The organism is Novosphingobium mangrovisedimenti, assembly GCF_025153475.1.
Taxonomy (GTDB): Bacteria; Pseudomonadota; Alphaproteobacteria; order Sphingomonadales; family Sphingomonadaceae; genus Novosphingobium; species Novosphingobium mangrovi_A.
Genome location: NZ_JANZXA010000003.1, coordinates 1 through 23510, shown reverse-complemented (window position 1 = coordinate 23510; position 23510 = coordinate 1). Strand labels below are relative to the sequence as shown.

The window sequence follows — 23510 nt, the reverse complement described above, 5'->3', positions numbered from 1 at the left end:
CCCATCGCTCCGCCCCCTTCCCTTTCCGCCTAGAGAATTCACCCCCAGAGGGACTGAAACATGAACGACCTGACCAAGTTCACCAACCAGATGGCGAAGCCCGAAACCTTCGACCAGATCCAGATCGGCCTCGCGAGCCCCGAGCGCATCCGCTCCTGGTCCTTCGGCGAGATCAAGAAGCCGGAAACGATCAACTACCGCACGTTCAAGCCCGAACGTGACGGCCTGTTCTGCGCGCGCATCTTCGGCCCGGTGAAGGACTACGAGTGCCTTTGCGGCAAGTACAAGCGCATGAAGTACAAGGGCGTCGTCTGCGAGAAGTGCGGCGTCGAAGTCACCGTCACCAAGGTGCGCCGCGAGCGCATGGGCCACATCGAGCTGGCCGCGCCGGTCGCGCACATCTGGTTCCTCAAGTCGCTGCCCTCGCGCATCGGCCTGCTGCTGGACATGCAGCTCAAGCAGCTTGAGCGCGTCCTCTACTTCGAGAGCTACATCGTCATCGAGCCGGGCCTGACCCCGCTCGAGAAGTACCAGCTTCTCACCGAAGACGAGATGCTCGACGCCCAGGACGAGTACGGCGAGGACGCCTTCTCGGCCGGCATCGGCGCCGAGGCGGTCAAGCAGATGCTCATGGAGCTCGACCTCGAGCAGGAGCGCGCCGACCTTCTCCAGGAGCTTGAGACCACCAAGTCGGAGCTCAAGCCCAAGAAGATCATCAAACGCCTCAAGGTGGTCGAATCGTTCATCGATTCGGGCAACCGCCCCGAATGGATGATCCTCGAAGTCGTTCCGGTCATTCCGCCCGAACTGCGCCCGCTGGTTCCGCTGGACGGCGGCCGCTTCGCGACCTCGGACCTCAACGACCTCTACCGCCGCGTCATCAACCGCAACAACCGTCTGAAGCGCCTGATCGAACTGCGCGCGCCGGACATCATCGTCCGCAACGAAAAGCGCATGCTGCAGGAAGCGGTTGACGCCCTGTTCGACAACGGCCGCCGCGGCCGCGTCATCACCGGCGCCAACAAGCGTCCGCTGAAGTCGCTGTCCGACATGCTCAAGGGCAAGCAGGGCCGCTTCCGTCAGAACCTGCTCGGCAAGCGCGTCGACTACTCGGGCCGTTCGGTCATCGTGACCGGTCCGGAGCTCAAGCTGCACCAGTGCGGCCTGCCCAAGAAGATGGCGCTCGAGCTGTTCAAGCCGTTCATCTACGCCCGCCTCGATGCCAAGGGTCTCTCGATGACCCTCAAGCAGGCCAAGAAGTGGGTCGAGAAGGAACGCAAGGAAGTCTGGGACATCCTCGACGAAGTCATTCGCGAGCACCCGGTCATGCTGAACCGCGCGCCGACGCTGCACCGCCTCGGCATCCAGGCGTTCGAGCCGGTCCTCATCGAGGGCAAGGCGATCCAGCTTCACCCGCTCGTATGCTCGGCCTTCAACGCCGACTTCGACGGTGACCAGATGGCCGTCCACGTGCCGCTTTCGCTGGAAGCCCAGCTCGAAGCGCGCGTGCTGATGATGTCGACCAACAACATCCTCTCGCCCGCGAACGGCAAGCCGATCATCGTGCCGTCGCAGGACATGGTCCTGGGTCTCTACTACCTGTCGATGGACCGCACCGGCGAGCCGGGCGAAGGCATGAAGTTCGCCGACATGGCCGAAGTGCACCAGGCACTGTTCACCGGCGCGGTGACGCTGCACTCGAAGATCGAGGCCCGCGTGCCGCAGACTGACGAGAACGGCGAGCAGTACATGAAGCGGTTCGAGACCACCCCGGGCCGCATGCTGATCGGCGAATGCCTGCCGAAGAGCCACACGGTGCCCTTCGACGTCGTCAACCGCCTGCTCACCAAGAAGGAAATCGGCGACGTCATCGACCAGGTCTATCGCCACACCGGCCAGAAGGACACGGTGCTGTTCGCCGACGCCATCATGAGCCTGGGCTTCCGCAACGCGTTCAAGGCCGGCATCTCCTTCGGCAAGGATGACATGATCATTCCGGAATCGAAGGAAGCCCTGGTCGGAGAGACCAAGGAACTGGTTGCCGACTACGAGCAGCAGTACCAGGACGGCCTGATCACCCAGCAGGAAAAGTACAACAAGGTGATCGACGCCTGGAGCCGCTGCGGCGACCAGGTGGCGAACGCCATGATGGAAGAGCTGAAGGCCCAGCCGGTCGATCCCGAAACCGGCCGCATGGCGCAGATCAACTCGATCTACATGATGAGCCACTCGGGCGCCCGTGGTAGCCCGGCCCAGATGAAGCAGCTCGGCGGCATGCGCGGCCTCATGGCCAAGCCTTCGGGCGAGATCATCGAGACGCCGATCATCTCGAACTTCAAGGAAGGTCTGACCGTTCTTGAATACTTCAACTCGACCCACGGTGCCCGCAAGGGTCTGGCCGACACCGCGCTCAAGACGGCGAACTCGGGTTACCTGACCCGCCGCCTGGTCGACGTATCGCAGGACTGCGTCGTCGTGATTGAGGACTGCGGCACCGAACGCGCTCTGGAAATGCGCGCGATCGTGCAGGGCGGTTCGGTGATCGCCTCGCTCGCCGAGCGTATCCTGGGCCGTACCCTGGCCGAGGACATCGTGACCAAGGACGGCGAGATCGTCGTCGCCAACGGCACGTTGCTCGACGAAACCGCGGTCAAGCAGATCGAGGAATCGGGCGCGCAGTCTGCCCGCATCCGCTCGCCGCTGGTCTGCGAGGCGGAACAGGGCGTCTGCGCCAAGTGCTACGGCCGTGACCTCGCTCGCGGTACGCCGGTCAACATCGGTGAAGCTGTCGGCGTCATCGCCGCGCAGTCGATCGGTGAACCGGGCACGCAGCTCACCATGCGTACCTTCCACATCGGCGGCGCCGCGCAGCTCAACGAAACCAGCCACCTGGAATCGATCTGCGACGGTACCGTGCAGTATCGCGACATCCCGACGATCGTCGACAAGCGCGGCCGTCGCCTGTCGCTCGCCCGCAACGGCGAGGTCGTGGTGATCGACACCGAGGGCCGCGAGCGCGCAATGCACCGCGTGCCTTACGGCACCACGCTGCTGCACACCGACGGCGCCACGGTGAAGGAAGGCGAACGCCTGGCCGAGTGGGACCCGTTCACTCTGCCGATCATCACCGAAACCGCCGGTATCGTGAAGTACCAGGACCTGATCGACCAGCGCACGCTGACCGAGCAGACCGACGATGCCACCGGCATGACCAGCCGCGTCGTCACCGAGGACCGTTCGTCCAGCCGCTCGAAGAAGAAGGAGGACCTGCGTCCGCGCATCACCCTTCTCGACGAGAACTCGGGCGAGGCCGCGCGCTACATGATGGCGCCGGGCGCGACCCTTTCGGTCGAGGACGGTCAATCGGTCGAGGCCGGCGACATCATCGCCCGTGCTTCGCGCGAAGCCGCCAAGACCCGCGACATCACCGGCGGTCTGCCGCGCGTTGCCGAGCTGTTCGAGGCCCGCAAGCCGAAGGACAACTCGATCATCGCGAAGGTCTCGGGCCGGATCGAGTTCGTGCGTGACTACAAGGCCAAGCGCAAGATCGCGATCATCCCGGAAGAGGGTGAGCCGATCGAGTACCTGATCCCGAAGAGCCGCGTCATCGACGTGCAGGAAGGCGACTTCGTCAAGAAGGGCGACAACCTGATCTCGGGCTCGCCCGATCCGCACGACATTCTGGAAGTCCTCGGCGTCGAGGCGCTGGCGGAATACCTCGTGGCGGAAATCCAGGAAGTCTACCGCTTGCAGGGCGTGAAGATCAACGACAAGCACATCGAGGTAATCGTTCGCCAGATGCTGCAGAAGGTCGAGATCACCGACGGCGGCGACACCACGCTGCTGGCCGGCGAACAGGTCGACTACGAGGAAATGAACGAGTACAACGCGAAGCTGAACCCCGGCCAGAAGCCGGCGGAAGGCAAGCCGGTGCTGCTGGGCATCACCAAGGCCTCGCTGCAGACTCGTTCGTTCATCTCGGCCGCTTCGTTCCAGGAAACCACCCGCGTGCTTACGCAGGCGGCGGTCGAAGGAAAGAAGGACTCGCTGATCGGTCTGAAGGAAAACGTCATCGTCGGCCGCCTCATCCCGGCGGGCACCGGCGCGGGCATGAACCGCGTGCGCGTCGCCGCATCGAGCCGGGACGCCGCCCTGCGCGCGTCCTACCGCAAGATGCAGGAAGCGCTCATCGCAGCCAACAGCGCGGCGGAAGAGCACGAAGCCGAACTGCACCGCGATCCGCTCGACGATCTGGGTGACGATCCGCTGGCGGCGGTCGAGGGCGAGACCCACGGCACCGACGCCGATGCGGGCGACTACCTGCTGAAGGGTGACGAGGACAGCGAGGCCTGAGCCTCCTTCCCCGCGCCGTCAGGCACATGAAAAGCCCCGCCGGAGCGATCCGGCGGGGCTTTTTCATTGCGGGGACCTTCCATTGTCTAGCCGGCGCCGGGCTCACTCCTCGCAATGCCCGCCGCGATCAGATATTTCCGCCCAGGACCATGCGATCGCCGTCGATGCGCACGCCGCGCAATTGCGCGAGAAACGACTGCCCCAGCAGCGAGACGTCCAGTCCCTCCGGGATGATCGCCGCGTCGACGTTGCGCGCCTCGAAACCATCGAGCCGGATACGTTCGAGCCTCGCGGGCACCCCGTAGACGGTGCCGCTGGCACCGCGTCCGATGGGCACGAGGTCCGCATCCTCCCAAGTCAGCCCTATCGCCCGGGCATCCACCCCGGTCAGCGCGACGATGGTGGCGCCGGTATCGACGAGGAAATGCGTCTGGCGCGAATCGACTTCGGCATCGGCATAGAAATGACCGTCGCCCTGGCGTTCCAGCACGGTTCCGCCAGTCAGCCACGCCTCGCGGCGCGTTTCCGCTTCGGAAGAAGGCTCGCTGCTGGCCGGCGCGGGCGCCATTACGCTGCGCTCCTCCTTGTGCGCCGACAGCCCCGGCGCAATCCAGCTCACGAACGCTACCGTCGCAACCAGCAGAATGATGGGTCCCGTACGCATGGCACGAGCTTAGCACCCGGAGGCTTAGGACCGGTTAAGATCGGGCGGCGCATAGCCGTGGTGCATGATCGTGCCCATAATCGCCGCGATCGCGCCGACCAGAACCGCATCGAACGCCATCAGGGACCAGACAACCACGGGACCTTGCCCAAACGCCGAGAAATGATTGGCATAGTGCAGGACTAGAAGCGGAATGACGGCGGCCAGGAGGAACAGCAACATCCGCAAGCCCTTGCCCCAGCCATGGCGATAGACGCCCCGCAACGTGGCTTCGCTGTCCCCGACAAGCCCGGCCACGATGAGCACTGCCAGAGGAAGAGTCACGGCCATGATCGCAAGGTTCAGCGCCAGAAAGACCCCGGGCGCGAGTCCCCATCCGGGGGCCGCGGGAATCGACACGAGGATGGAAAGCAACAGGCCGATGCCAAGCGGCCGCCAGGCAACGGTCGCGAAGCTCCACCAGGGCCGCTCTTCGGCCCGGTTAGCCCAGAAACGGGTCGCCAGGAGCATCGAAAGCCACAGCGCGGCAACCTTGGCATAGCCGAAAGCCATGCGCGTGGAATCCAAGGTCAGGGCGTTGAAAGCAGCCCTGCTCTCGAACAACCCGATCCTGACTTCGACCACGTGCTGCACGAACTCGAAAACGACGGCGAGCAGCGGAATGGCGGGCGCGAGGTGGAAGAGCCTGAGACCATCGCGCAGACAGACTGCAAAGCGCTTCAGTTCGCGGGCCAGTGCGCTCACGCGGCCGCGACCGCCTGTGCCGCCTCTGCAGCCTCGATCTCGGCCGCCTTGGCCTCGACCAGCGCCACGATGTGATCGAGCATGTCCTCGCTCTGCACGTGATGGTCGGTCACGCCGGACAGGTAGACCATGTGCTTGCCGTTGCCGCCGCCGGTCACGCCGATGTCGGTCTCGCGCGCTTCGCCCGGGCCGTTGACGACGCAGCCCAGCACCGAGAGCGAGAGCGGCGTCTTGATGTGCTGCAGGCGTGCTTCCAGCGCCTCCACGGTGCGGATCACGTCGAAACCCTGTCGCGCGCAGGACGGGCACGAGACGACCCGCACGCCGCGCGTGCGCAGGCCCAGCGCCTTCAGGATCTCGAAGCCGACGCGCACTTCCTCCTCGGGCTCGGCCGAGAGCGAGACGCGCAGGGTATCGCCGATGCCGGCCCAGAGCAGGTTGCCGATGCCGATCGCGCTCTTCACGGTGCCGCCGATCAGGCCGCCCGCCTCGGTAATGCCGAGATGCAGCGGGCAATCCACCGCATCGGCCAAGCCCTGATAGGCCGCCACGGCAAGGAATACGTCGCTGGCCTTCACCGCCACCTTGTATTCGTGAAAATCGTGGTCCTGCAGCAGCTTGATGTGATCGAGCGCCGATTCCACCAGCGCCTCGGGGCAGGGCTCTCCGTATTTTTCGAGCAGATCCTTCTCGAGGCTGCCGGCATTGACGCCGATGCGGATCGCGCAACCGTTGGCCTTGGCCGCGCGCACGACTTCGGCGACGCGCTCGCCGGAGCCGATATTGCCCGGGTTGATGCGCAGGCAGGCCGCGCCCGCGTCGGCGGCTTCGAGCGCGCGCTTGTAGTGGAAATGGATGTCCGCGATCAGCGGCACTTGCGCCGCCTTCACGATCTCGCGGAAGGCCGTGGTGCTCTCCACATCGGGGCACGAAACGCGGATCAGGTCCGCCCCGGCATCCTCGCAGCGGCGGATCTGGTCGATCGTCGCTTTCGCATCGGACGTGGGGGTATTGGTCATGGTCTGCACCGTGATCGGGGCATCGCCGCCAACGGGCACGCTGCCGACCATGATCTGGCGGCTCTTGCGGCGCTCGATATCGCGCCAGGGTCTGATCGAGGACATGGGCCGTCCTATAGGCGTTCGAACGTGCTGTTTGAAGCCGGTTTGCACCGGATCGCTCTCTCCCTTTTGATTTCCCGCGATTTCGGGCATGCATGCGTCATGACCGGCGAGATCCTGACCGATGAAGGCGAAGGTGGCATGCCCCTCCTGTTCGGCCGCGTGCTCGATGGGACGGGCGGCGGTACGAGGATAGGCTGGGACGAGATCCAGACCTGGCAGCCCGCGACGGAAGACGAGGTGCTGTGGATACACCTCCAGCGCACCTACCCCGGCGTCCAGGAATGGCTTCAGGACTGCCTCGGCATCCCCGAGCCGACGGCCGAACTACTGACCAGCGAGGCCACCCGCCCGCGCGCCTTTCGCGACGGACAGACGCTCGTCGCCACGCTGCGGGGCGTCAATTTCAATCCCGGCGCCGAGCCGGAAGACATGCTCTCGATGCAGCTGTGGACCGACGGGCGGCACATCGTCACCCTGCGGCGCCTGCCGCTGCAGACGCCGCGCATGACCTGCAACGAGGTCGATGCCGGCAATGGCCCGGTCGACGCCGGCTCGCTGATAACGTCGATCACCGAGCACCTGATCGACCGCATGAGCCACTCGATCATCGACATGAACGAGGCGATCGACGAACTCGAGGAAGGCGATCTCGACAATGCCGAAGCCGTGCTGGGCAAGATCGCCACGATCCGCCGCAACTGCCTCGGCCTCAAGCGGCACATGTCGCCCCAGCACGAAGCGCTGCTGGCCATCGCCAACAACGCACCCGCGTGGTTCGAGGAGGACGACCGGCGCGAGATCGCCGAAACCATCGAACGGCTGCGCCGCTATCTCGATGATCTCGACATCAGCAAGGAAAGCGCGCTGGTGCTGCAGGACGACATCCGCGCCCGCGCCGCCGCCAGCACCGAGCGCACGCAGAACATGCTCACGATCGTCGCGGGCATCTTCCTGCCGCTGAGTTTCATCACCGGCCTGCTGGGCATCAACGTCGGCGACATTCCGCTCACCAGCCCGGGAAGCCACGGATTCTGGATCATCGTCGTCCTGTGCTTCGGCATATTCGCCGTGGAAGTGCTCATCGCCAAGAAACTCAAGTGGTTTTGACGCCTGTACAGCTTCCCGATTGACTCGCTCCCGCCCTGCTAACAAACTGGCGAAAACGCCAAGGGAGAGAGCATGTGGCGGACGAGCCGGACTATCCCGATTTCTATTCGGACCCCGAGGTCATCGACCACCCGCGCGCGTATTTCGCGCAAATGCGCGCCGCCGCGCCCGTCCAGCGCGAGGCCTATCACGATTCGATGGTGGTCTCCGGCTACGACGAGGCGGTGGAAGTCCTGACCAGCCGCGACGGCACCTTTTCCTCGGCCGTCTCGGTGCTTGGCCCGCTGCCGCCGCTGCCCTTCACGCCCGAGGGCGACGACATCAGCGAGCAGCTCGAGGCGCACCGCAGCAAGCTACCCTGGACCGCGCATCTCGTCTGTTTCGACGGCGAGGAGCACACCCGCCACCGTGCGCTGCTAACCACGCTGCTCACCTTCAAGCGGCTCAAGGCCAACGAGGAATACCTGCGCGGGCTGGTCAACCGCCTGTTCGACGCCTTCGCGGCCGAGGGGCGCTGCGAGGTCGTGACCCAGTTTGCCCATGCGACGTCGACGTACGCGATCAGCGACATCATGGGCATTCCCATGGCCGACCGGGCCGAACTGCTGGACATGCTAGGCGCGCCGCCCAGCCAGCTCGACGGCGATGCCGTCCACAAGATCGGCGCGGACCCGCTGATCTTCCTCAAGGAACGCTTCGACGGCTACATCCTCGCCCGACAGTCCGAACCGCAGGGCGACCTGATGAGCGACCTTGCCAATTCCCGCTTCAAGGACGGCAGCGCGCCGCCCTATGAACGGCTGGCGGAAATGGCGCGGTTCCTGTTCGGCGCCGGGCAGGACACGACATCGCGCCTGATCGCCATGGCCATCCGCGTACTGGGAGACCGCCCGGACATCCAGGCCCGCCTGCGCGCGGAGCCCGAAAAGATCGGCGACTTCATCGAGGAAACGCTGCGGATCGATCCGCCGGTGAAGGTCGTCTACCGCCTCGCGCGCAAGTCGACCGAGATCGCCGGGGTCGAGACACCGGCAGGCACCGTGGTCAACGTCAGCCTCACCGGCGCCAGCAACGACCCGCGCCATTTCCCCCATCCCGACGACTTCGACATGGACCGCGAGGGCCTGCGCGATCACATGGCCTTCAGCCGCGGCGGCCACGCCTGCATGGGCGCGCCGCTGGCCCGGCTGGAAGCGCGTGTGGCGATCGAGGAACTGCTCAGGCGCACCAGGGACATCCGCATTTCGGAGGCGCATCACGGCCCGCCCGATGCCCGCCACTACGAATTCGAACCGACCTACAGCTTCCGCAACATCGCGCAGCTGCACATCGAATTCGATGCGGCTTAGCGGGAAGCGCGAAATCCCAGGGTTGCCAATGTGCGCACCCAAGTCGTCACCCCAACGAAGGCTGGGATCGCTCTCGATGTAGCGCCGCACTCACGACGATCCCAGCCTGCGCTGGGATGACGGGTGTCATTCTCGGGCGCGGCTTTACAGCACCTTGGCGAACAGGAACTCCTCGTCGCGCTGCTCGCCGACCATGAAGTGGATGTCGGCGGCCTTTTCGAAGCCATAGCGCCGGTAGAACTTCTGCGCGCCGGGGTTGTCCGAATAGACCGAGAGCTGGATTTCGTCCGCGCCGAAGCGCCGGGCCTCTTCGAGCGCCCAGTCCATCAGCCGTGCGCCGATGCCCTGCCCGGTGGTCTCGGGATCGGTATAGAGCTGCTTGAGTTCGATCGCCCGCTCTCCCCGCGCGTGCTCGGGCCAGCCGCAGGCCATCACCAGCTTGCAGTATCCCAGCAGCCTGCCGTCCTGCTCGGCCAGTATCACGCGCATCTTGGGATCGGCGATTTCCTTCGCGGCTTTCGCCTCGGTGTGCGCTTCGGCAAGGAACCCGTGCAGGTCCTCGGGCCGGTAGAGGTGGCCGAACTTCACCGTGAAGCTGTGCGCGCCGAGCCGGGCAAGGTCAGCAGCGTCGGCGGGATTGGCGAGGCGTAATTCCATTAGAGTTCTTTCGTCATGCACAGCGAGAATTCGTCCGAGACATAGTCCCCGAACGGCGCGCATTCGGTGAAGCCGTGCGCGGCATAGAGGCTTTGCGCGGCCCGGAACGGTTCGGGGCGGCCGGTCTCGAGGCTCACGCGCCGGTAGCCGCGCCTGCGCGCCTCTTCCAGCAGGCGCAGCAGGATCGCCTTGCCCACGCCCTTGCCGCGATATTCGGGCGCGGCGCGCATGGACTTCAGCTCTCCATGGGTCTCGTCCAGATGCTTGATTGCGCCGCATCCGGCGAGGTGCTCGCCGTCCCAGGCGGAAAAGAACGTGACATCGCTCTCGCGCAGCCGCTCGGCAGGCATTGCATGGACTTTGCATGCCGGCGACCACTGGTGCATCTCGTCGAGATGCAGCTGCAGCAGGGCGAGAACCTGCTCGCCCGTCAGGTCGTCGGGCACGATTGTCAGCGTTTCGATCATCGCGGTTACTCGGAGAACTTGTCGGCCTTGCGCCGGCCCATCCGCATGCCGCCTTCGAGCCGTGCCCGCAACTGGGCATAGTAATCTTCGAGGAATGCCTTCTCGTCGTTCCAGCCATCGTTGCGGCCGATCTTCTCGGCGATGGTCTGATAGACGGTGTCGATCGACTGCTGGCGATCCTCCCGCAGCACCCGTTCGAGCGCCTGGAGTTCGAATTCGCCGTAGACCGCGAGCTGCTCGTCGTCGAACTGATAGCGGTGGCGCGATGCCTGCGCGTCCGCATCCTTGTCGCGCAGGTCGGTCATCGCCGCCTCCAGCTTCTGGCGCGGCCGTTCGAGCACCCATGATCCGGCGATGACATCCCCGGCCCGCAGCACGTCGCGGTTGAACAGCGGGAAGAGCAGGAACAGCAGGAGCCATGCCGTCGCCGCCATCCACGCCCAGCCGCTGTCCGCGCCGGCCGACAGGAAGAACACGAGCGGCAGGAACAGTTCGATGTCGCGCAGCAGGTTGCGCGCGATGACCATGTCCGCCGTCAGCCGCCCGCCGTCACGCGCGGCTATGCGGATGCCGGTCAGCCGCTTGCCCGGCGTCGCCCCGCGCGGCCCCAGTTCGAAGAACAGGAAGTAGGCGTTGCGGAACAGGAACATGATCACGATCCACACGATCAGCAGGAACTGCAGGGCATGCCCCGCCGCCGATCCGCTTTTCGCCTCGTCGAGGACCTGCGCCGCGCCCCCGGCAATGGCGAGGAGGGCGATGGTCGAGCCGACCATCAGCAAGACAATGAAGATCAGGTCGAGAAACAGCGCGCCCGCCCGCGCGCCGCGGCTGGCGACGGTAACCGTCAGCGCGATGCCCTCGGGCGTCACGAGCACACGGTCCCGGCCCGAGGCGCGAAGGCGGGCGGGGGCCACGCTCACCGCTGTTCCTCCTGCTGCCGCGTGAGACCGGCATTGCCCCTGAACGCGAAGAAATAGGTGCTCCACAGCATGAGCATGAAACCACCGATGGCAGAGCGCCCCAGGGTCTCGTTGACGAGCTGACGGGCAAAGCCTTCAAGCAGCGCCGCGACCACCAGCATCAGAACGACGCCGGTCATCACCAGGGCCGCGCGCCGCCCGGCCTCCGCCGTCGCCTGGAGTACCGGACGGTTGCCCGGGAAGGCCATCGACCGGCCGATGTGCAGCCCGGCCGCCCCCGCGAGCAGGATCGCGAACAGCTCCGTCGTGCCATGCACGGCGATCCAGCCGGCGAAGTCCAGCGTAAGCCCGGCCTGATGATAGACCCAGGCCATCGCCCCCAGCCCCGCAAGGTTGTGAACCAGCAGCAGCAACGACGGCACGCCAAGCGCGAAACCCAGCGCAAAGGCAAGGATCGAGACTTGCGCATTATTGCTGAACAGTTGTGCAGCAAAAAGGCTCAGGCCATCCTGCCGGGGCTGACCGAACAGGGTTTCGTGCAGCACCTGCGCGCTCGCGCCCGGCACGCGCGGACCCGCCATTTCGCGCCCGACCATGGCATAGTACCATTCGGGATCGTGGCTCACGAGCAGCCAGCCGACCGTCGCGCCCGCGACCATGACGGCGAAGGCAATCAGCACATCGAGCCAGATCGCCCGCACCGCCGCGCTCCAGCCACCGCCCAGGAAGCCGCGCAGCCACGTCCATAGCGACGAACGCGGCCCGTAGACGACGAACCAGGCACGCTGCACCAGCCCCTCGAGATAGGCGAGGGTCGCGGCATCGAGCGAGGTCTCGCGCGCGATCGAGAGGCTCGACGCCACCGTGCGGTAGAGCCCCGGCAATGCCAGCAGGTCCTCGTCGGAAATGCCCCGGAGGCGGCCTTTCTCCATGCGCGTGACGATCGCCTCGAGCCGCTTCCAGTCCGCCTCGCGCTCGAGCCGGAACCGATCGGAGCGCAGCGCCGCGGTTTCGATGGCAGAGGGGGTGTAGACAGCGGCGTTCATCCGATCGCTCCCGATCGCTTGATGTCCAGATAGGCGTCGAGCAGGCGCGGCCCGATCGCATCGAACGGCGCCTCCACGACATCGACCCCGAGTTGCCGCAGCCGATGCGTGACGAGCGCACGCTGGCGCAGCAGGAGATCGGCGGAGACTGCCTCGGAAAGCGTCTCCAGATCGTCGGGCGGCGCGTCGGAAAAGCTCTCCAGCTCATCGTCGGTCATGGTCACGAAGACCACCACGTGGCGCGAGACCAGGCGGCCGATGCTCTCGATCATCAGTTCGGCGCTGGTGGGATCGGAGAAGTCGGAAAACACCACGATCAGCGACCGGCGCTGCAGGCGGCTGGCGAGCGTCGCCAGCGCCAGCGTGAAGTTGGGCGCCTCCGGGCGGTATTCGAGCCCGGCGGCAGCACGTTGCAGGCGGTGGAATTCGCCCGATGCGGCCACGAACGGCGTCCACACCTCGGGCCGCGAGGCGAAACCGAACAACGCCGCACGGTCGCCGCCCTTGAGCGCGACGTAGGCCGTGGCCAGCGCAGCCGAAACCGCGCGGTCGAGCCGGGGCATGCCCTGGATCGGCTCGCACATCGCCTGCCCGCAATCGAAGGCGAAGACGATCTGGTTGTTGCGCTCGGTCTCGTATTCCTTGGCGTAGAGATGGACGTGCCGGGCAGACGCCTTCCAGTCGATGCGGCGCCGGTCCATGCCCGGTTCGTATTCGGCGAGCGATTCGAACTGCGTGCCCTCGCCCCGCATGCGCCGTGCGATCAGGCCGAACTGCGCGTCCTTAAGGAAAGTCTGCAGCGCCGGGGAACGCACCGCCGCGATATTGGGCCAGACGCTCACTTCCTCGTCGAGATCCCCCTGGAGCTGGCGCGCGCCCAGTCCGAGCGGCCCCGTCCAGCGCAGCCAGACGCGGCTTACCCGCCCGGTACCACGGCGCGACGGCGTGAAGCGCCCGGTACCGCGCCATCCACCACCCTCGGACGCCAGATCGAAAGTCATGCGACCGCCCGGCACGAGACGCGGATCGCAGGCCAGCGCGGCCTGCAGGGCCGAAGGATGGCCGCCGTAGAGGCGCACGTGCAGCCCCATCTCCTCCCCGGCCCCGACCTCGACATCGCGGGGCGCGACGACGCGCAAGTCTTCCAGCCGCCCGGCCAGCAGTGCATCGACGAACACGAGCGCGAAGACCACGATGCCCGCCAGCGGCGCGATCACCCAGGCGTCCGGCCGCGTCGCGCCAATCACCAGCGCGACGGGCGCGGCGAGCGCCAGCAGCGCCGCCGCGCGGGTGGTCGGAACGATCGGGGCGAAACGCGTGCCCATGCCTAGCGGGGCGCCTCCGTCTGTTCGACCAGCTGGGCGACGAGCTGTTCGACCTGCTTGCCCTCGATCTCGGCCGCGGGGCTCAGCAGCAGGCGGTGGCGCAGCACGCTGCCGGCGAGCGCCTTGACGTCATCGGGCACGACATAGTCGCGCCCGTCAAGCGCGGCGCGCGCCCGCGCGGCCCCGGCCAGCAGCACGGCGGCGCGCGGGCTGGCCCCGTTCGACATGTCCGGGCTTTCGCGCGTCGCGCGCACCAGCCGCACGATGTAGTCGGTGACGCTGTCCGCCAGCGTGACTGTCGCGACGGCGCGCGTCGCTGCCGCCAGACCTGCCGGTGACGTCACGGCTTCAATGCCCATCTCGGCCGGGCTCGGCGCGCCGCGGTTTTCGCCATAGCGGGCAACGATGCGGCATTCTTCCTCGGCGCTGGGATAACCGACCAGCAGCTTGAACAGGAAACGGTCGAGTTGGGCCTCGGGCAGCGGGTAGACGCCCTGGCTCTCGATCGGGTTTTGCGTTGCCACCACGGTGAAGTGCGCGGGCAGTGCATGGGCACTGCCGTCGAGCGTCACCCGGCGCTCCTGCATGGCCTCGAGCAGCGCGGCCTGCGTCTTGGGCGGGGTGCGGTTGATCTCGTCGGCCAACAGCAGATCGCAGAAGATCGGGCCGTGCGTCAGCGTGAACTCGCTGGTCTGGAAGTTGAACAGGTTCGAGCCCAGAATATCGCCCGGCATCAGGTCCGGCGTGAACTGGATGCGCCCGAAATCGAGCCCCAGCGTCGCGGCGAAGCACTGCGCGAGGAAAGTCTTGGCCGTGCCCGGAGGCCCTTCGAGCAACACGTGGCCACGCGCCATGAGCGCGATCAGCAGGTGATCGATGGTCTCCGCCTGCCCAACCACCGCCTTCGCGATCTGGCCCCGGATCGCGTCCGCGAGCGCGGCCACATCAGCCAGGCTCGTTGCGGACGGGCTGGTAGTTTCGGTCTCGGTCATTGGATCAGCATCCTTTCGAGCGCGTGAAGATCGCGCGCGGCTTTCAGGAGATCGTGCGGACGCCGCGCCGCCCGCAGGCGCGCGGCAATCGCCGTAAAGGGTTCGGCATCACCGTGTCGGGCCTGCAGCGCGCGGTCTATCGCCTGCTCGGCATGTTCGGGATCGAGCGTGCGCGGCAGCGCGAGTGCCTGGACCAGCCGCTCGCGGGCACGGTCGACATAGGGCCCCGCCAGCAAGTGCAACCGGCCCGAACGCCGCACCAGTCCAGCGGAATTGGCAACCAGCGCGCGCTTGCCGAAAGCGATCGCCCGGTCCTGCGCCAGCGGCGGACCAAAGCGCAGGAAGGCGCGCCAGCCGACGATCAGCGCCGCCAGCAGCAGGCATAGCGTCGCGGCCAGAAACGGCGGCGTGAAGGCCAGAGTCAGCAGGTTGTCGGCGCGACCGAGGCCATTGAGCGTCAGGTCGAACAGGACCGGCCCGCCCGGCCCGACACCGCTCGCGCGCACCAGCGTCTCGGCCAGTTCGGCGCTCCCGCGGCTGGCCATGCCGTAATTGTCGAGCAGGTCCGGCTCGAACACGATGACGAGCGGATAGATCTCCTCGTCATCGACCGTGCGGAACCGCCGCCCCGCAGCGTGTTCGAAGGAGGGATAGTATCCGCCATCGTCGATCAGCGCGGCAAGGATGCGCCCGTCCTTCTCGGTCACCAGCGGCATGAGCCGGGGGCCCTTGCCCCACAGCATGTGGTCGCGGTCGGGCAGCGTCCCGGCAAGGCCCAGCCCCTGCCATTCCGCTTTCTGGCCGTTGGCATCGACCTTGCCCATATCGACCGACACGTCGTCGAGGAATCCCGGCCAATGCGGCGGCTGGGTTCCCACCAGCCGCACCCAGCCCTTCTTCGCTTCGGTCTGGTCGCGGGTCGGCGGCAGTGCCACCCACTTGGGGCCGATCACCAGCGTCGGGCCGACGTAGCGGCGCGCCTCCACGATCTTGTCGATCTCCTTGCCGTCGGCACCGGCAGGCGGCGTCAGGACCAGCAGCCCCGGCTTGTCGAGAGCGCCTTCGTTGCGCACACGGCGCACGGAATAGCCGCGTCTTTCCAGATAGTCCGCCATCGCCGCATAGCCGGTCAGCCCCTTGCTGCCGGCATGCGCCTGCCCGTCGTTGGCCGAACCGAAGCCGGTTCCGGTACCGATCATCCACAGGAGCGCCATGAACAGCGCGCTGCCGAGCAGCACGATCCCCAACACCGCGCGGCGCGAGAAGGGATTGGCACCGACCTCGACGGTGGAAGTGGAAGCGTAGGCCCCGCTCATGCCGAAAGCTCGATCAGGGCGAAATCGGCATAGGCCGCGCGTGCTGCCGCCCAGTCCTGTGCATCAAGGTCGCGCAAAGCGAACAGACTGCGCTCGACGCGCGCAGCGATCGTCCCGAAAGCACGGCGGCCGGCTTCGGGCAGCATCGGCAGCACGGCGATCTCGCGCGCCGTGGAAGCGGGAATCAGCCAGTCCGGCCGGGCATCGGAAATCTGCCGGACACTGCGCCGCAGCAGCAGGTGTGTCGCTTCTCCGTAGCGCCCCTCGCCCGCGAGCCGGTCGGCATCCTCGAGCAGCGCCATCGCCTCGGCGCGGTCGGGGGCCCAGAGGTCGGCCTCATCCTCGCTTTCGGCGCGATTGCGGCGCTGCACGATCAGCGGGCCGAGCAGACGCCAGAGCAGGAACAGCGCCAGCAGCGCCCCCAACGCGATGAGCACCCATTGAAACGTCGGCCAGGATACGCCCAGAAGCCGCCCGATGGGGCCGAAGATCGCCTCCAACGCACGGCCCAGCGCCTTGAGCCACTCTGGCACCTGCGGAACGTCGGGAACCTTGGACGGAGGCAGCGGCGCATACTGGATATCGGATGCACGGCGCACGGCTTCCCAGTCGCCAGCGGCGTCCCTGGCTGCAGCCACGCCCTCGATCTGACCCCCGGCAACCGTCACGCCCGCCTGCTTGGCACGCGGCACCATTGCGCGCAAGCGCTGGTCGACAGGATGAACATCTTGCAATCCCTCGCAAAACGCCAAGGGACCGCGCGCCGCGTCAACCGCGCGGCCGCGCCTGCCTGTAGGAACCCAACGGCCGCACGTACTTGCAGTGGAACGCCAGTTCCTGCAGCGCCATGTCGACGCGCGGATCGCCCGGCGCCCCCTCGATGTCGGCATAGAACGTGGAAGCCGCGAAACTGGCGCCGATCTGGTAGCTTTCCAGCTTGGTCATGTTGACGCCGTTGGTCGCGAAACCGCCCAGCGCCTTGTAGAGCGCGGCCGGAATGTTCTTCACCTCGAAGATGAACGTCGTCATCGCCGCCTGCCCCTGCAGCGTGAAGGGATCGAGCGGCTCCTTGGACAGCACCACGAATCGAGTGGTATTGTCCGCCGCGTCCTCGACGTTCTCCTCGATCACCGTGAGGCCGTAGAGTTCTGCCGCCAGCTTCGGCGCGATCGCGCAGGCGGTCGAATCGCCCATCTCGCGCACGAGAGCGGCGGCGCCGGCCGTATCGGCATAGGCCATCGGCACGATCCCACGCTCGCGCAAATAGTGACGCGACTGGCCCAGCGCCTGCGGATGGCTGTAGGCGGCCGAGAAGGGACCGAACGTGCCGTCAGCCTTCGGCAGCGCCATCACGGCGTGATGAATCGGCATGAAATGTTCACCGACGATCGAAAGACCGCTTTCGGGTAGCAGGAAGTGAATATCGGCGACCCGGCCATGCTGCGAATTCTCGATCGGAATGATCGCCCGCGCGGCGCGGCCCTCCTTCACGGCCTCGAGCGCATCCTCGAAGGAAAAGCACGGTAAAGGGAGGCAATCGGCGTCATATTCGAGGGCGGCGCGGTGCGAATTGCAGCCCGGCGCGCCCTGCAGCGCCATCGCACGAACGGGATTGGCAGCAGCGGCTTTGCCCATGCGGGCAACGAGGTCCATGGCGGGTTCAGGATAGGAATGCATGATGTCCGGGCGATTAGGCTTCAAGTGCGATATCCGCAATGGCTCTTGCACTCCGGCTTGCCCGACACTAGAGCGCGTGCGATCCGAATGAGCCAAACATTCACCTGCGGGGCATGCACGAATGGATGATCGTTTCAACACTATTGCCGGCTGGACTCTTTTTGCCGGCATCGTCGGCCTTGGCCTGAGCATCGTTAGCTCGCACTATTTCGAGGCCGACAAGCACGAACGTCCGGAGACGATGGGCTATGCCATCGAGGGCGTCGCCGAAGAGGGCGCGGGCCCCAAGGAAGTTCCGCTCGCGACGCTGCTCGCCAGCGCCGACGTCGCCAAGGGCGAATCGACTTTTGCCAAGTGCAAGTCCTGCCACACGATCAACGAGGGCGGCGCCAACGGCATCGGCCCGAACCTGCACGGCGTCGTCGGCGAGGCCGTCGGCAAGGGCGCCGGCGGTTTCGCGTTCTCCGACGCGCTCAAGAGCGTGGGCGGCGAATGGACCTTCGACAAGCTGAACGAATGGCTCACGAGCCCCAAGGCCTTCGCGCCGGGCACGAAGATGACCTTCGCCGGTCTTTCGAAGCCGGAAGATCGCGCCAACCTCATCGCCTATCTCAACACGCAGGGCTCGAACCTGCCCCTGCCCACCCCGCCGGCCGCCGACGAGGCGCCTGCCGAGGGTGATGCCGCGGCCGCTCCGGCAGCCGAGGGCGACGCCGGTGCAACGCCCGCCGAGGCGACCGAAGCACCGGCGGAATAATCGAACTACGGATAAACTGATCCGGCATTGCCGGTCGAAAACGGTCCGCAAGCGCCACCGAGTCGCTTTGCGGGCCGTTTTCGTTAATCCCGCGCCGACGCATGCGAAGGGCGCGGTCCCAGGCCTGTTCCGGCAGGCAGCGAAGCCTTCAGCCCTTGAAGCCCTTGGCGATCACGTACCATTCGGACGAATCCTTGCGGCTCGCGGGCGGCTTGGCATGCTTCACGCTCGTGAAGTGGCGCTTGAGCAGCGACAACAGTTCGGTATCCGTACCGCCCGCCAGGACCTTGGCCACGAAAGTGCCGCCCGGCGCCAGTGTCTGGATGGCAAAGTCCGCCGCGGTTTCGACAAGGCCCATCGTGCGCAGGTGGTCGGTCTGCTTGTGGCCGACGGTATTGGCCGCCATGTCCGACAGGACCAGATCGGGCGGCCCGTCGAGCGCGCCTTCCAGCGCCGCCGGCGCCTCGTCCGCCATGAAGTCCATCTGGAAGATAGTGACGCCCTCGATCGGATCGGTGGGCAGCAGATCGATGCCCACCACTTTCGCCTGCGGGCACCGGAGCCGCAGCACCTGGCTCCAGCCGCCTGGCGCGATGCCGAGGTCGACGGCGCGCTTCACGCCCTTGAGCAGCCCGAATTTCTCGTCGAGTTCGATCAGCTTGTAGGCAGCGCGGCTGCGATAGCCGTCGGCCTTCGCCTTCTTGACGTAGGGATCGTTAAGCTGGCGGGTAAGCCAGCGCGCCGAACTGGTCGTGCGCTTCTTGGCGGTGCGCAGGCGCTCGCCGGGATTGCGACCGGACCGGCTCATCGCGAATGCACCGCATGATGCACGGCCGGGCTGTGCGGGCGAACGTTGCCCCCGTAACCATGCGTCGAGATGAGACTGCGCAGAATGCCTTCGCGGATGCCGCGATCGGCCACACCCAGACGCGCCGCCGGCCACAGGTCAAGTATCGCCTCGAGGATGGCGCAGCCGGCCACCACAAGGTCCGCCCGCTCGCGGCCGATGCAGTTGAGCTCGCGCCGCTCCTCGATCGCCATCGACGAAAGGCGGGTGCTGATGCCGCGCATCGAATCGGCGGGCACCACCAGACCGTCCACCTTGCGCCGGTCGTATTGCGGCAGTTCGAGGTGCAGGCTGGCCAGCGTGGTCACCGTGCCGCTGGTGCCGAGCAGGCGCAGCGGCCCTTCATGCCCCGCGCTCTCGCGCGCCGGCGCGATGCGCCGGGAAAAGGCCGCGAAGCTTTCCGAAACCAGATTGCGCATGTGGCGGTAGCGTTCCAGCCGCTCGTCCTGCGTGCCGCCTTCCGTGCCGCAGCTTTCGGTCAGCGAAACCACGCCCCAGGGCACGCTCTGCCAGTCGAGGATGCGCGGGACGGTACCGGTGCTTTCGATCAGCACCAACTCGGTCGAGCCGCCGCCGATGTCGAAGATCATCGCCGGCCCCATGCCCTCCTCGAGCAGGACGTGGCAGCCCAGAACCGCTAGGCGCGCTTCCTCGCGCGCGCTTATGATGTCAAGCGCGATGCCGGTCTCGCGGCGCACGCGCTCGATGAACTCGGCGCCGTTTTCCGCGCGCCGGCAAGCTTCGGTCGCCACGGAGCGGGCGAGAAAAACGTTGCGGCGCATAAGCTTGTCCGCGCAGACGCGCAATGCGGCAAGCGTGCGCTCCATGGCCCCGTCGGACAACCGGCCCGACTGCGCCAGCCCTTCTCCCAGCCGCACCACGCGGCTGAAGGCATCGATCACCGTGAAGTGCTCGCCTGAAGGCCGCGCGATCAGCAGACGGCAGTTGTTCGTGCCGAGGTCGATCGCCGCATAGGATTGTCGCCGCATCGGCGGCCGGGGTGAATCGTCCCGTACAGGTTCAGGACCGGCAGGGCCCCGAAGACCGCCATTGCTGTCATCGCGCGGCGCGGCGTCTGCCTTGTGCGTCGCTCCTGCCTGAGGAGGACGCGCCTTCGCCTTGGCTGTACCGGCGGCCGACGGGCGAGAATTGCCCTTCCGTCCCTTGCGCCGCCGCCGAGGGCGACCCGGCACATCGACTTTCGCTGCCGGCGGATCTTGCTCCGCCATCGTATCAAATCTCGTTCACATCTTCCCGCCCCGTTGGGCAGGCACCTGACGGGGATGCTAACCTCCTGCGCGGCAAGGAGCAAGGGCAGTGACAAAGGGTTCGCCCAAGGCGCTTGACCCGAATCGCAACGGTCATTAGAGGGGCGCCCTCCGGTGCCCCGTCGTCTAATGGTAAGACTACGGATTCTGATTCCGTCTATCGAGGTTCGAATCCTCGCGGGGCATCCAACTTTCTCCCAAAATTTAGCGTATTTTCAGGTCGTTATCAGCGTCGTGGATTTATCGCCCCCACATTTGCCCCCACATTGGAAAAGGCGTGGTTGCGGGAACTCTCGCCGAGATCATCCTTTCGAAGCTCAAGACAGCGATCCCTTCGGCCGATCCGGAGGCACTTCGACGCTGATTCGATGGAAGCCGGGCAGAATCCTTACCTGGTCTAACGGCAGCGGCGTCTCCTGAACGATGGTGAGCCACAAGCCTTGCTCATCGGGAATAATGGCGATCTGAACATCCGCCGCATCCGGGAAGACGGCCGGGTCGAACATTTCGATTTCACGTTGGCCGTGCTCGAGGGTCAGAACCAACTTGCGCTGAAGGTGGATTCTCATGTCGCTATCCTACCTGGTGGAACGGCCAAGGGCTGTCGCTCCTGGGACGTGTAATGCCAGCCGCCGTTAGGCCCAAATTTACGAAGCTGAAGCCATCGTGATTGGATGACAAAGCGCACCATGATCTCGCCAGCAGCCGCGTGCGAGAGGATTACAAATGGGTTTCGGGACGTCCGATCTCTTCGAAAGTTCCTTCTGGACTATGCCACCTCAGGCTTGATCTACGTGGACGCGAAGACGACCGTGGAAGCGGGCAGAGAATTTCCCAATGGTCAGCGTGTGGCTCCAAACAAGCGGATCGATTCCGGAAGCCTTGGGAGGTTGAGGAAAGGCGCCACTGCGGAGTTCTGGAGAACCGGGCAGTGGAAGAAAGGGCCCGTCGAATACTTTGGTGTCCGCTTCTGTCAGGAGGACATCGACAAGGTCGTCAAGGATCACGCCGGCTCCTTCGCGAGTACCGCCGTATCAGTCGTGAGCACTGCCTCAGGCAGAACATCTGAAAAGCATGGCGAGCCCATCGCCACCCTCGCCCTGCGTCTCGGGGCCCTGCCTCTCGAGGAGCTCAATCGCATTTCGCCAACGCAGCTGCGCAAGGAGCTGGCAAAGGAATACAGCAGGATCGGCTGCCTTCCACCAAGCGAAAAGAATCTCAATTCCATAGCGGCAGGCGTGCGCCGAGCCGTGGTTGCAAAAAAACATGAAATATCTTTGGTCTGTGAGGCCGCCGAATAGCTAATTTCACGGTGTTCCACGGGCGCCTTGCGCGGGGTTTCCCAAAATCGAAGTTTCCCGAGTTCTGTCGATCTTCTGACCACGGTTCGGCGCTGTGCTGGCCGCTCAAACGAAGGTTAGAAGAATGACGAAACTCATTTCAATCAACGACACCTGCCGCATCCTCGGGGTAGGAAAAACAACAACTTATAAGTTAATCAACCAGGGCAAGCTTGCGACCGTCCACATCGGCCGACGCAACCTGGTCGTTGTCGCCAGCATTCGGAAACTGGTGGAGGCTGCCTGATGAACAAGCAGCCTGTTTCCCAAGACGTCGCCGCGATGATCGTCGTAATGGCCCAAGAGCTGAGGTCGCCGGATCCCAGCGCTCGCGCCGAGTTTGGAAAGCGCTTGGTCGAGGCTCTGGATAGGCATGGTTACGCTCTGGATCGGATCATCGCCGCTGCCCTGCGGGATGCTCCGTCGGTAGCTACAAAGTCGCCCCCGGGACGACCGATGGGGCAGTATAACTGGGCTGGGTGGGCCCGGTTCATGCTCCTCTCGCCTTTACTGACGCAATGGGAGCACAAGTTCATCAAGGTGGTGATGCGCCGGGCCTTCCCCAGTGCAGCTCAACGCGAGAAGCTTCGTGAGATCCTGCAAAAGGTCTACCCGGCAGGGTGTGGCAGGTGGGGCCTGCCGAAGACCGCCCCCACCCGCTGACACTCAGTCCACCGCCCTTGGTTTGCTCCGGGGGCGGTGGACCGCCGTATGACAGCGCGAACAAAGTGCCATCATGAAGGCCCAGAAATAGCGCAGGGGATGTCCCCTAGGAAGCATGTGATGCGCTTCCTCTGCCGCATGCTTGCGGCACATCTGACAATCCGGGTGACTGTCCAGAAACAGCCCATTCCTCTTCTGACGGGAATTAGGCTTGCTCGTTCTCGGCTTCGCACGCCATGCACGGGTATTGCTCATGATCTTTTCCTCCTTTTTCATGAGTGCACTGACGCGCTTTGCGCATAAGGGCGGCTGGCAACCGACGGAGGGCGCCGGCAAGCCAATTCATGCTCGGTTGAACAGCAGCTGATTCAATCGAGTTGGGAGTGGCTGGCGAAGCCTGATTCGTCTGAACACTGCGAACAACGTTTCTCGCCAGGACGAGCGATGGGTTGCTGACTACGTGTCAGGACATCGGTTGGCGCGGACGGCCCCTCGAAACGCCCGCAGGCATCGCATTCGATGATGTGAAGGCCGAATTGGAAGCGGTGATAGAGCACCCGCAGCTGGAAGGAAGCGAAGTCTTTGCGATACCCCTTTGCGCTTCGCCAGATGTCCTGGATCTCCACATTGCGCCGCTCAAGAGCGTTCGTGTTTGGAGACCAGAGCTCCTCTCCGACGAGTTGCAGGGCGTCGAAGTATGCGAGCACTTGCCGCTCATGGCCGTGCACGTATTTCAGCGCGGGCGTCATCCGATCTGAGATCAGGGTGTTGATTTCCGCTGAGAGTTGACCCGGGATTTTCATCGAGAAGTGACCCGGGTGGATGTGTGTTTCCCGCGATGCGGGGGTTGGGTCAAGCGGGTGATTTTTCCTTTTTGGTTTTGGGTGCGGC

Annotated in this window: 24 protein-coding genes and 1 tRNA gene; 8 read left to right on the top strand and 17 right to left on the bottom strand. The window is 65.4% G+C overall.

From position 1 onward, the window contains the following. The first annotated feature begins 60 nt into the window (after positions 1–60). Entirely contained in the window at positions 61–4353 is a 4293-nt protein-coding gene (gene rpoC, locus NZK81_RS05765) for a DNA-directed RNA polymerase subunit beta' (RefSeq protein WP_260044787.1), read from the top strand. Between the two features lie 127 nt (positions 4354–4480). Here the strand turns inward: rpoC and NZK81_RS05760 are convergent, their stop codons facing one another. From NZK81_RS05760 to ispG, 3 genes are read right to left on the bottom strand one after another with little or no spacing between them, the layout of a single operon-like run. Then, positions 4481–5017 (bottom strand): retropepsin-like aspartic protease family protein, encoded by a 537-nt coding sequence (locus tag NZK81_RS05760; RefSeq protein WP_260044785.1) that lies wholly within the window; start codon positions 5015–5017, stop codon positions 4481–4483. 24 nt (positions 5018–5041) lie between these two features. Beyond that, positions 5042–5761, bottom strand: coding sequence for a hypothetical protein (locus NZK81_RS05755; RefSeq protein WP_260044783.1), 720 nt, complete (start codon positions 5759–5761; stop codon positions 5042–5044). Then, entirely contained in the window at positions 5758–6885 is a 1128-nt protein-coding gene (gene ispG, locus NZK81_RS05750) for a flavodoxin-dependent (E)-4-hydroxy-3-methylbut-2-enyl-diphosphate synthase (protein WP_260044781.1), read from the bottom strand. The genes NZK81_RS05755 and ispG overlap by 4 nt, the downstream gene beginning before the upstream one ends. Before the next feature lie 99 nt (positions 6886–6984). On the opposite strand from ispG, the gene NZK81_RS05745 reads away from it, so the two are divergent. Next, positions 6985–7992 carry a zinc transporter ZntB gene (locus tag NZK81_RS05745; protein WP_260044780.1) on the top strand — a complete coding sequence of 336 codons (1008 nt, stop codon included), beginning with the start codon at positions 6985–6987 and terminating at the stop codon, positions 7990–7992. Between the two features lie 74 nt (positions 7993–8066). Continuing rightward, positions 8067–9341 (top strand): cytochrome P450, encoded by a 1275-nt coding sequence (locus tag NZK81_RS05740; RefSeq protein WP_260044778.1) that lies wholly within the window; start codon positions 8067–8069, stop codon positions 9339–9341. A 144-nt stretch (positions 9342–9485) separates the two neighbouring features. Here NZK81_RS05740 and NZK81_RS05735 read toward each other — a convergent pair whose 3' ends face one another. The 9 genes from NZK81_RS05735 to NZK81_RS05695 all read right to left on the bottom strand — a co-directional run bounded on the left by NZK81_RS05735 (position 9486) and on the right by NZK81_RS05695 (position 17744). Next, positions 9486–9998 carry a GNAT family N-acetyltransferase gene (locus NZK81_RS05735; protein ID WP_260044776.1) on the bottom strand — a complete coding sequence of 171 codons (513 nt, stop codon included), beginning with the start codon at positions 9996–9998 and terminating at the stop codon, positions 9486–9488. After that, positions 9998–10465: a GNAT family N-acetyltransferase gene (locus NZK81_RS05730; protein WP_260044774.1), complete on the bottom strand. Its 468-nt coding sequence runs from the start codon at positions 10463–10465 to the stop codon at positions 9998–10000. Before NZK81_RS05730 ends, NZK81_RS05735 begins: the two co-directional genes overlap by 1 nt. A 5-nt stretch (positions 10466–10470) precedes the next feature. Further along, positions 10471–11388 carry an RDD family protein gene (locus NZK81_RS05725; RefSeq protein ID WP_260044772.1) on the bottom strand — a complete coding sequence of 306 codons (918 nt, stop codon included), beginning with the start codon at positions 11386–11388 and terminating at the stop codon, positions 10471–10473. Beyond that, positions 11385–12434 carry a stage II sporulation protein M gene (locus tag NZK81_RS05720; protein ID WP_260044770.1) on the bottom strand — a complete coding sequence of 350 codons (1050 nt, stop codon included), beginning with the start codon at positions 12432–12434 and terminating at the stop codon, positions 11385–11387. Before NZK81_RS05720 ends, NZK81_RS05725 begins: the two co-directional genes overlap by 4 nt. Further along, positions 12431–13759, bottom strand: a complete 1329-nt coding sequence (locus NZK81_RS05715) for a DUF58 domain-containing protein (protein WP_260044768.1) — start codon at positions 13757–13759, stop codon at positions 12431–12433. Before NZK81_RS05715 ends, NZK81_RS05720 begins: the two co-directional genes overlap by 4 nt. Positions 13760–13761: 2 nt before the next feature. Beyond that, positions 13762–14751 (bottom strand): AAA family ATPase, encoded by a 990-nt coding sequence (locus tag NZK81_RS05710; protein WP_260044767.1) that lies wholly within the window; start codon positions 14749–14751, stop codon positions 13762–13764. Beyond that, positions 14748–16067 carry a DUF4350 domain-containing protein gene (locus NZK81_RS05705; RefSeq protein WP_260044765.1) on the bottom strand — a complete coding sequence of 440 codons (1320 nt, stop codon included), beginning with the start codon at positions 16065–16067 and terminating at the stop codon, positions 14748–14750. Before NZK81_RS05705 ends, NZK81_RS05710 begins: the two co-directional genes overlap by 4 nt. After that, positions 16064–16735 carry a hypothetical protein gene (locus tag NZK81_RS05700; protein ID WP_260044762.1) on the bottom strand — a complete coding sequence of 224 codons (672 nt, stop codon included), beginning with the start codon at positions 16733–16735 and terminating at the stop codon, positions 16064–16066. The genes NZK81_RS05705 and NZK81_RS05700 overlap by 4 nt, the downstream gene beginning before the upstream one ends. A gap of 100 nt (positions 16736–16835) precedes the next feature. Next, positions 16836–17744: a prephenate dehydratase gene (locus tag NZK81_RS05695; RefSeq protein WP_260045325.1), complete on the bottom strand. Its 909-nt coding sequence runs from the start codon at positions 17742–17744 to the stop codon at positions 16836–16838. A gap of 121 nt (positions 17745–17865) precedes the next feature. Between NZK81_RS05695 and NZK81_RS05690 the strand changes: the two genes are divergently transcribed. Beyond that, positions 17866–18501, top strand: coding sequence for a c-type cytochrome (locus tag NZK81_RS05690; RefSeq protein WP_260044760.1), 636 nt, complete (start codon positions 17866–17868; stop codon positions 18499–18501). A 148-nt stretch (positions 18502–18649) separates the two neighbouring features. On the opposite strand, the gene NZK81_RS05685 is transcribed toward NZK81_RS05690, so the two are convergent. Together NZK81_RS05685 and NZK81_RS05680 are read right to left on the bottom strand one after the other, a co-directional pair. Then, entirely contained in the window at positions 18650–19309 is a 660-nt protein-coding gene (locus NZK81_RS05685) for an RlmE family RNA methyltransferase (RefSeq protein WP_260044758.1), read from the bottom strand. Beyond that, positions 19306–20577 carry a Ppx/GppA phosphatase family protein gene (locus NZK81_RS05680; protein ID WP_260044755.1) on the bottom strand — a complete coding sequence of 424 codons (1272 nt, stop codon included), beginning with the start codon at positions 20575–20577 and terminating at the stop codon, positions 19306–19308. The genes NZK81_RS05685 and NZK81_RS05680 overlap by 4 nt, the downstream gene beginning before the upstream one ends. Before the next feature lie 154 nt (positions 20578–20731). On the opposite strand from NZK81_RS05680, the gene NZK81_RS05675 reads away from it, so the two are divergent. Next, a tRNA-Gln gene (locus NZK81_RS05675) sits at positions 20732–20805 on the top strand. A 128-nt stretch (positions 20806–20933) separates the two neighbouring features. On the opposite strand, the gene NZK81_RS05670 is transcribed toward NZK81_RS05675, so the two are convergent. Continuing rightward, positions 20934–21185: a hypothetical protein gene (locus tag NZK81_RS05670; RefSeq protein ID WP_260044753.1), complete on the bottom strand. Its 252-nt coding sequence runs from the start codon at positions 21183–21185 to the stop codon at positions 20934–20936. A gap of 225 nt (positions 21186–21410) precedes the next feature. On the opposite strand from NZK81_RS05670, the gene NZK81_RS05665 reads away from it, so the two are divergent. From NZK81_RS05665 to NZK81_RS05655, 3 genes are all read left to right on the top strand, one after another. After that, positions 21411–21917 (top strand): hypothetical protein, encoded by a 507-nt coding sequence (locus NZK81_RS05665; protein WP_260044751.1) that lies wholly within the window; start codon positions 21411–21413, stop codon positions 21915–21917. 124 nt (positions 21918–22041) lie between these two features. Then, positions 22042–22203, top strand: coding sequence for a helix-turn-helix domain-containing protein (locus NZK81_RS05660; protein ID WP_260044749.1), 162 nt, complete (start codon positions 22042–22044; stop codon positions 22201–22203). Continuing rightward, positions 22203–22619, top strand: coding sequence for a hypothetical protein (locus NZK81_RS05655; RefSeq protein ID WP_260044747.1), 417 nt, complete (start codon positions 22203–22205; stop codon positions 22617–22619). The genes NZK81_RS05660 and NZK81_RS05655 overlap by 1 nt, the downstream gene beginning before the upstream one ends. Before the next feature lie 3 nt (positions 22620–22622). Here the strand turns inward: NZK81_RS05655 and NZK81_RS21725 are convergent, their stop codons facing one another. Both NZK81_RS21725 and NZK81_RS05650 read right to left on the bottom strand, forming a co-directional pair. Next, the gene (locus NZK81_RS21725) at positions 22623–22772 is read right to left on the bottom strand and encodes an HNH endonuclease (protein ID WP_419181661.1); all 150 of its coding nucleotides are present in this window, start codon (positions 22770–22772) and stop codon (positions 22623–22625) included. A 215-nt stretch (positions 22773–22987) separates the two neighbouring features. Then, positions 22988–23510: hypothetical protein (locus NZK81_RS05650; RefSeq protein ID WP_260044745.1), on the bottom strand; the 523-nt coding region annotated here is incomplete at its 5' end.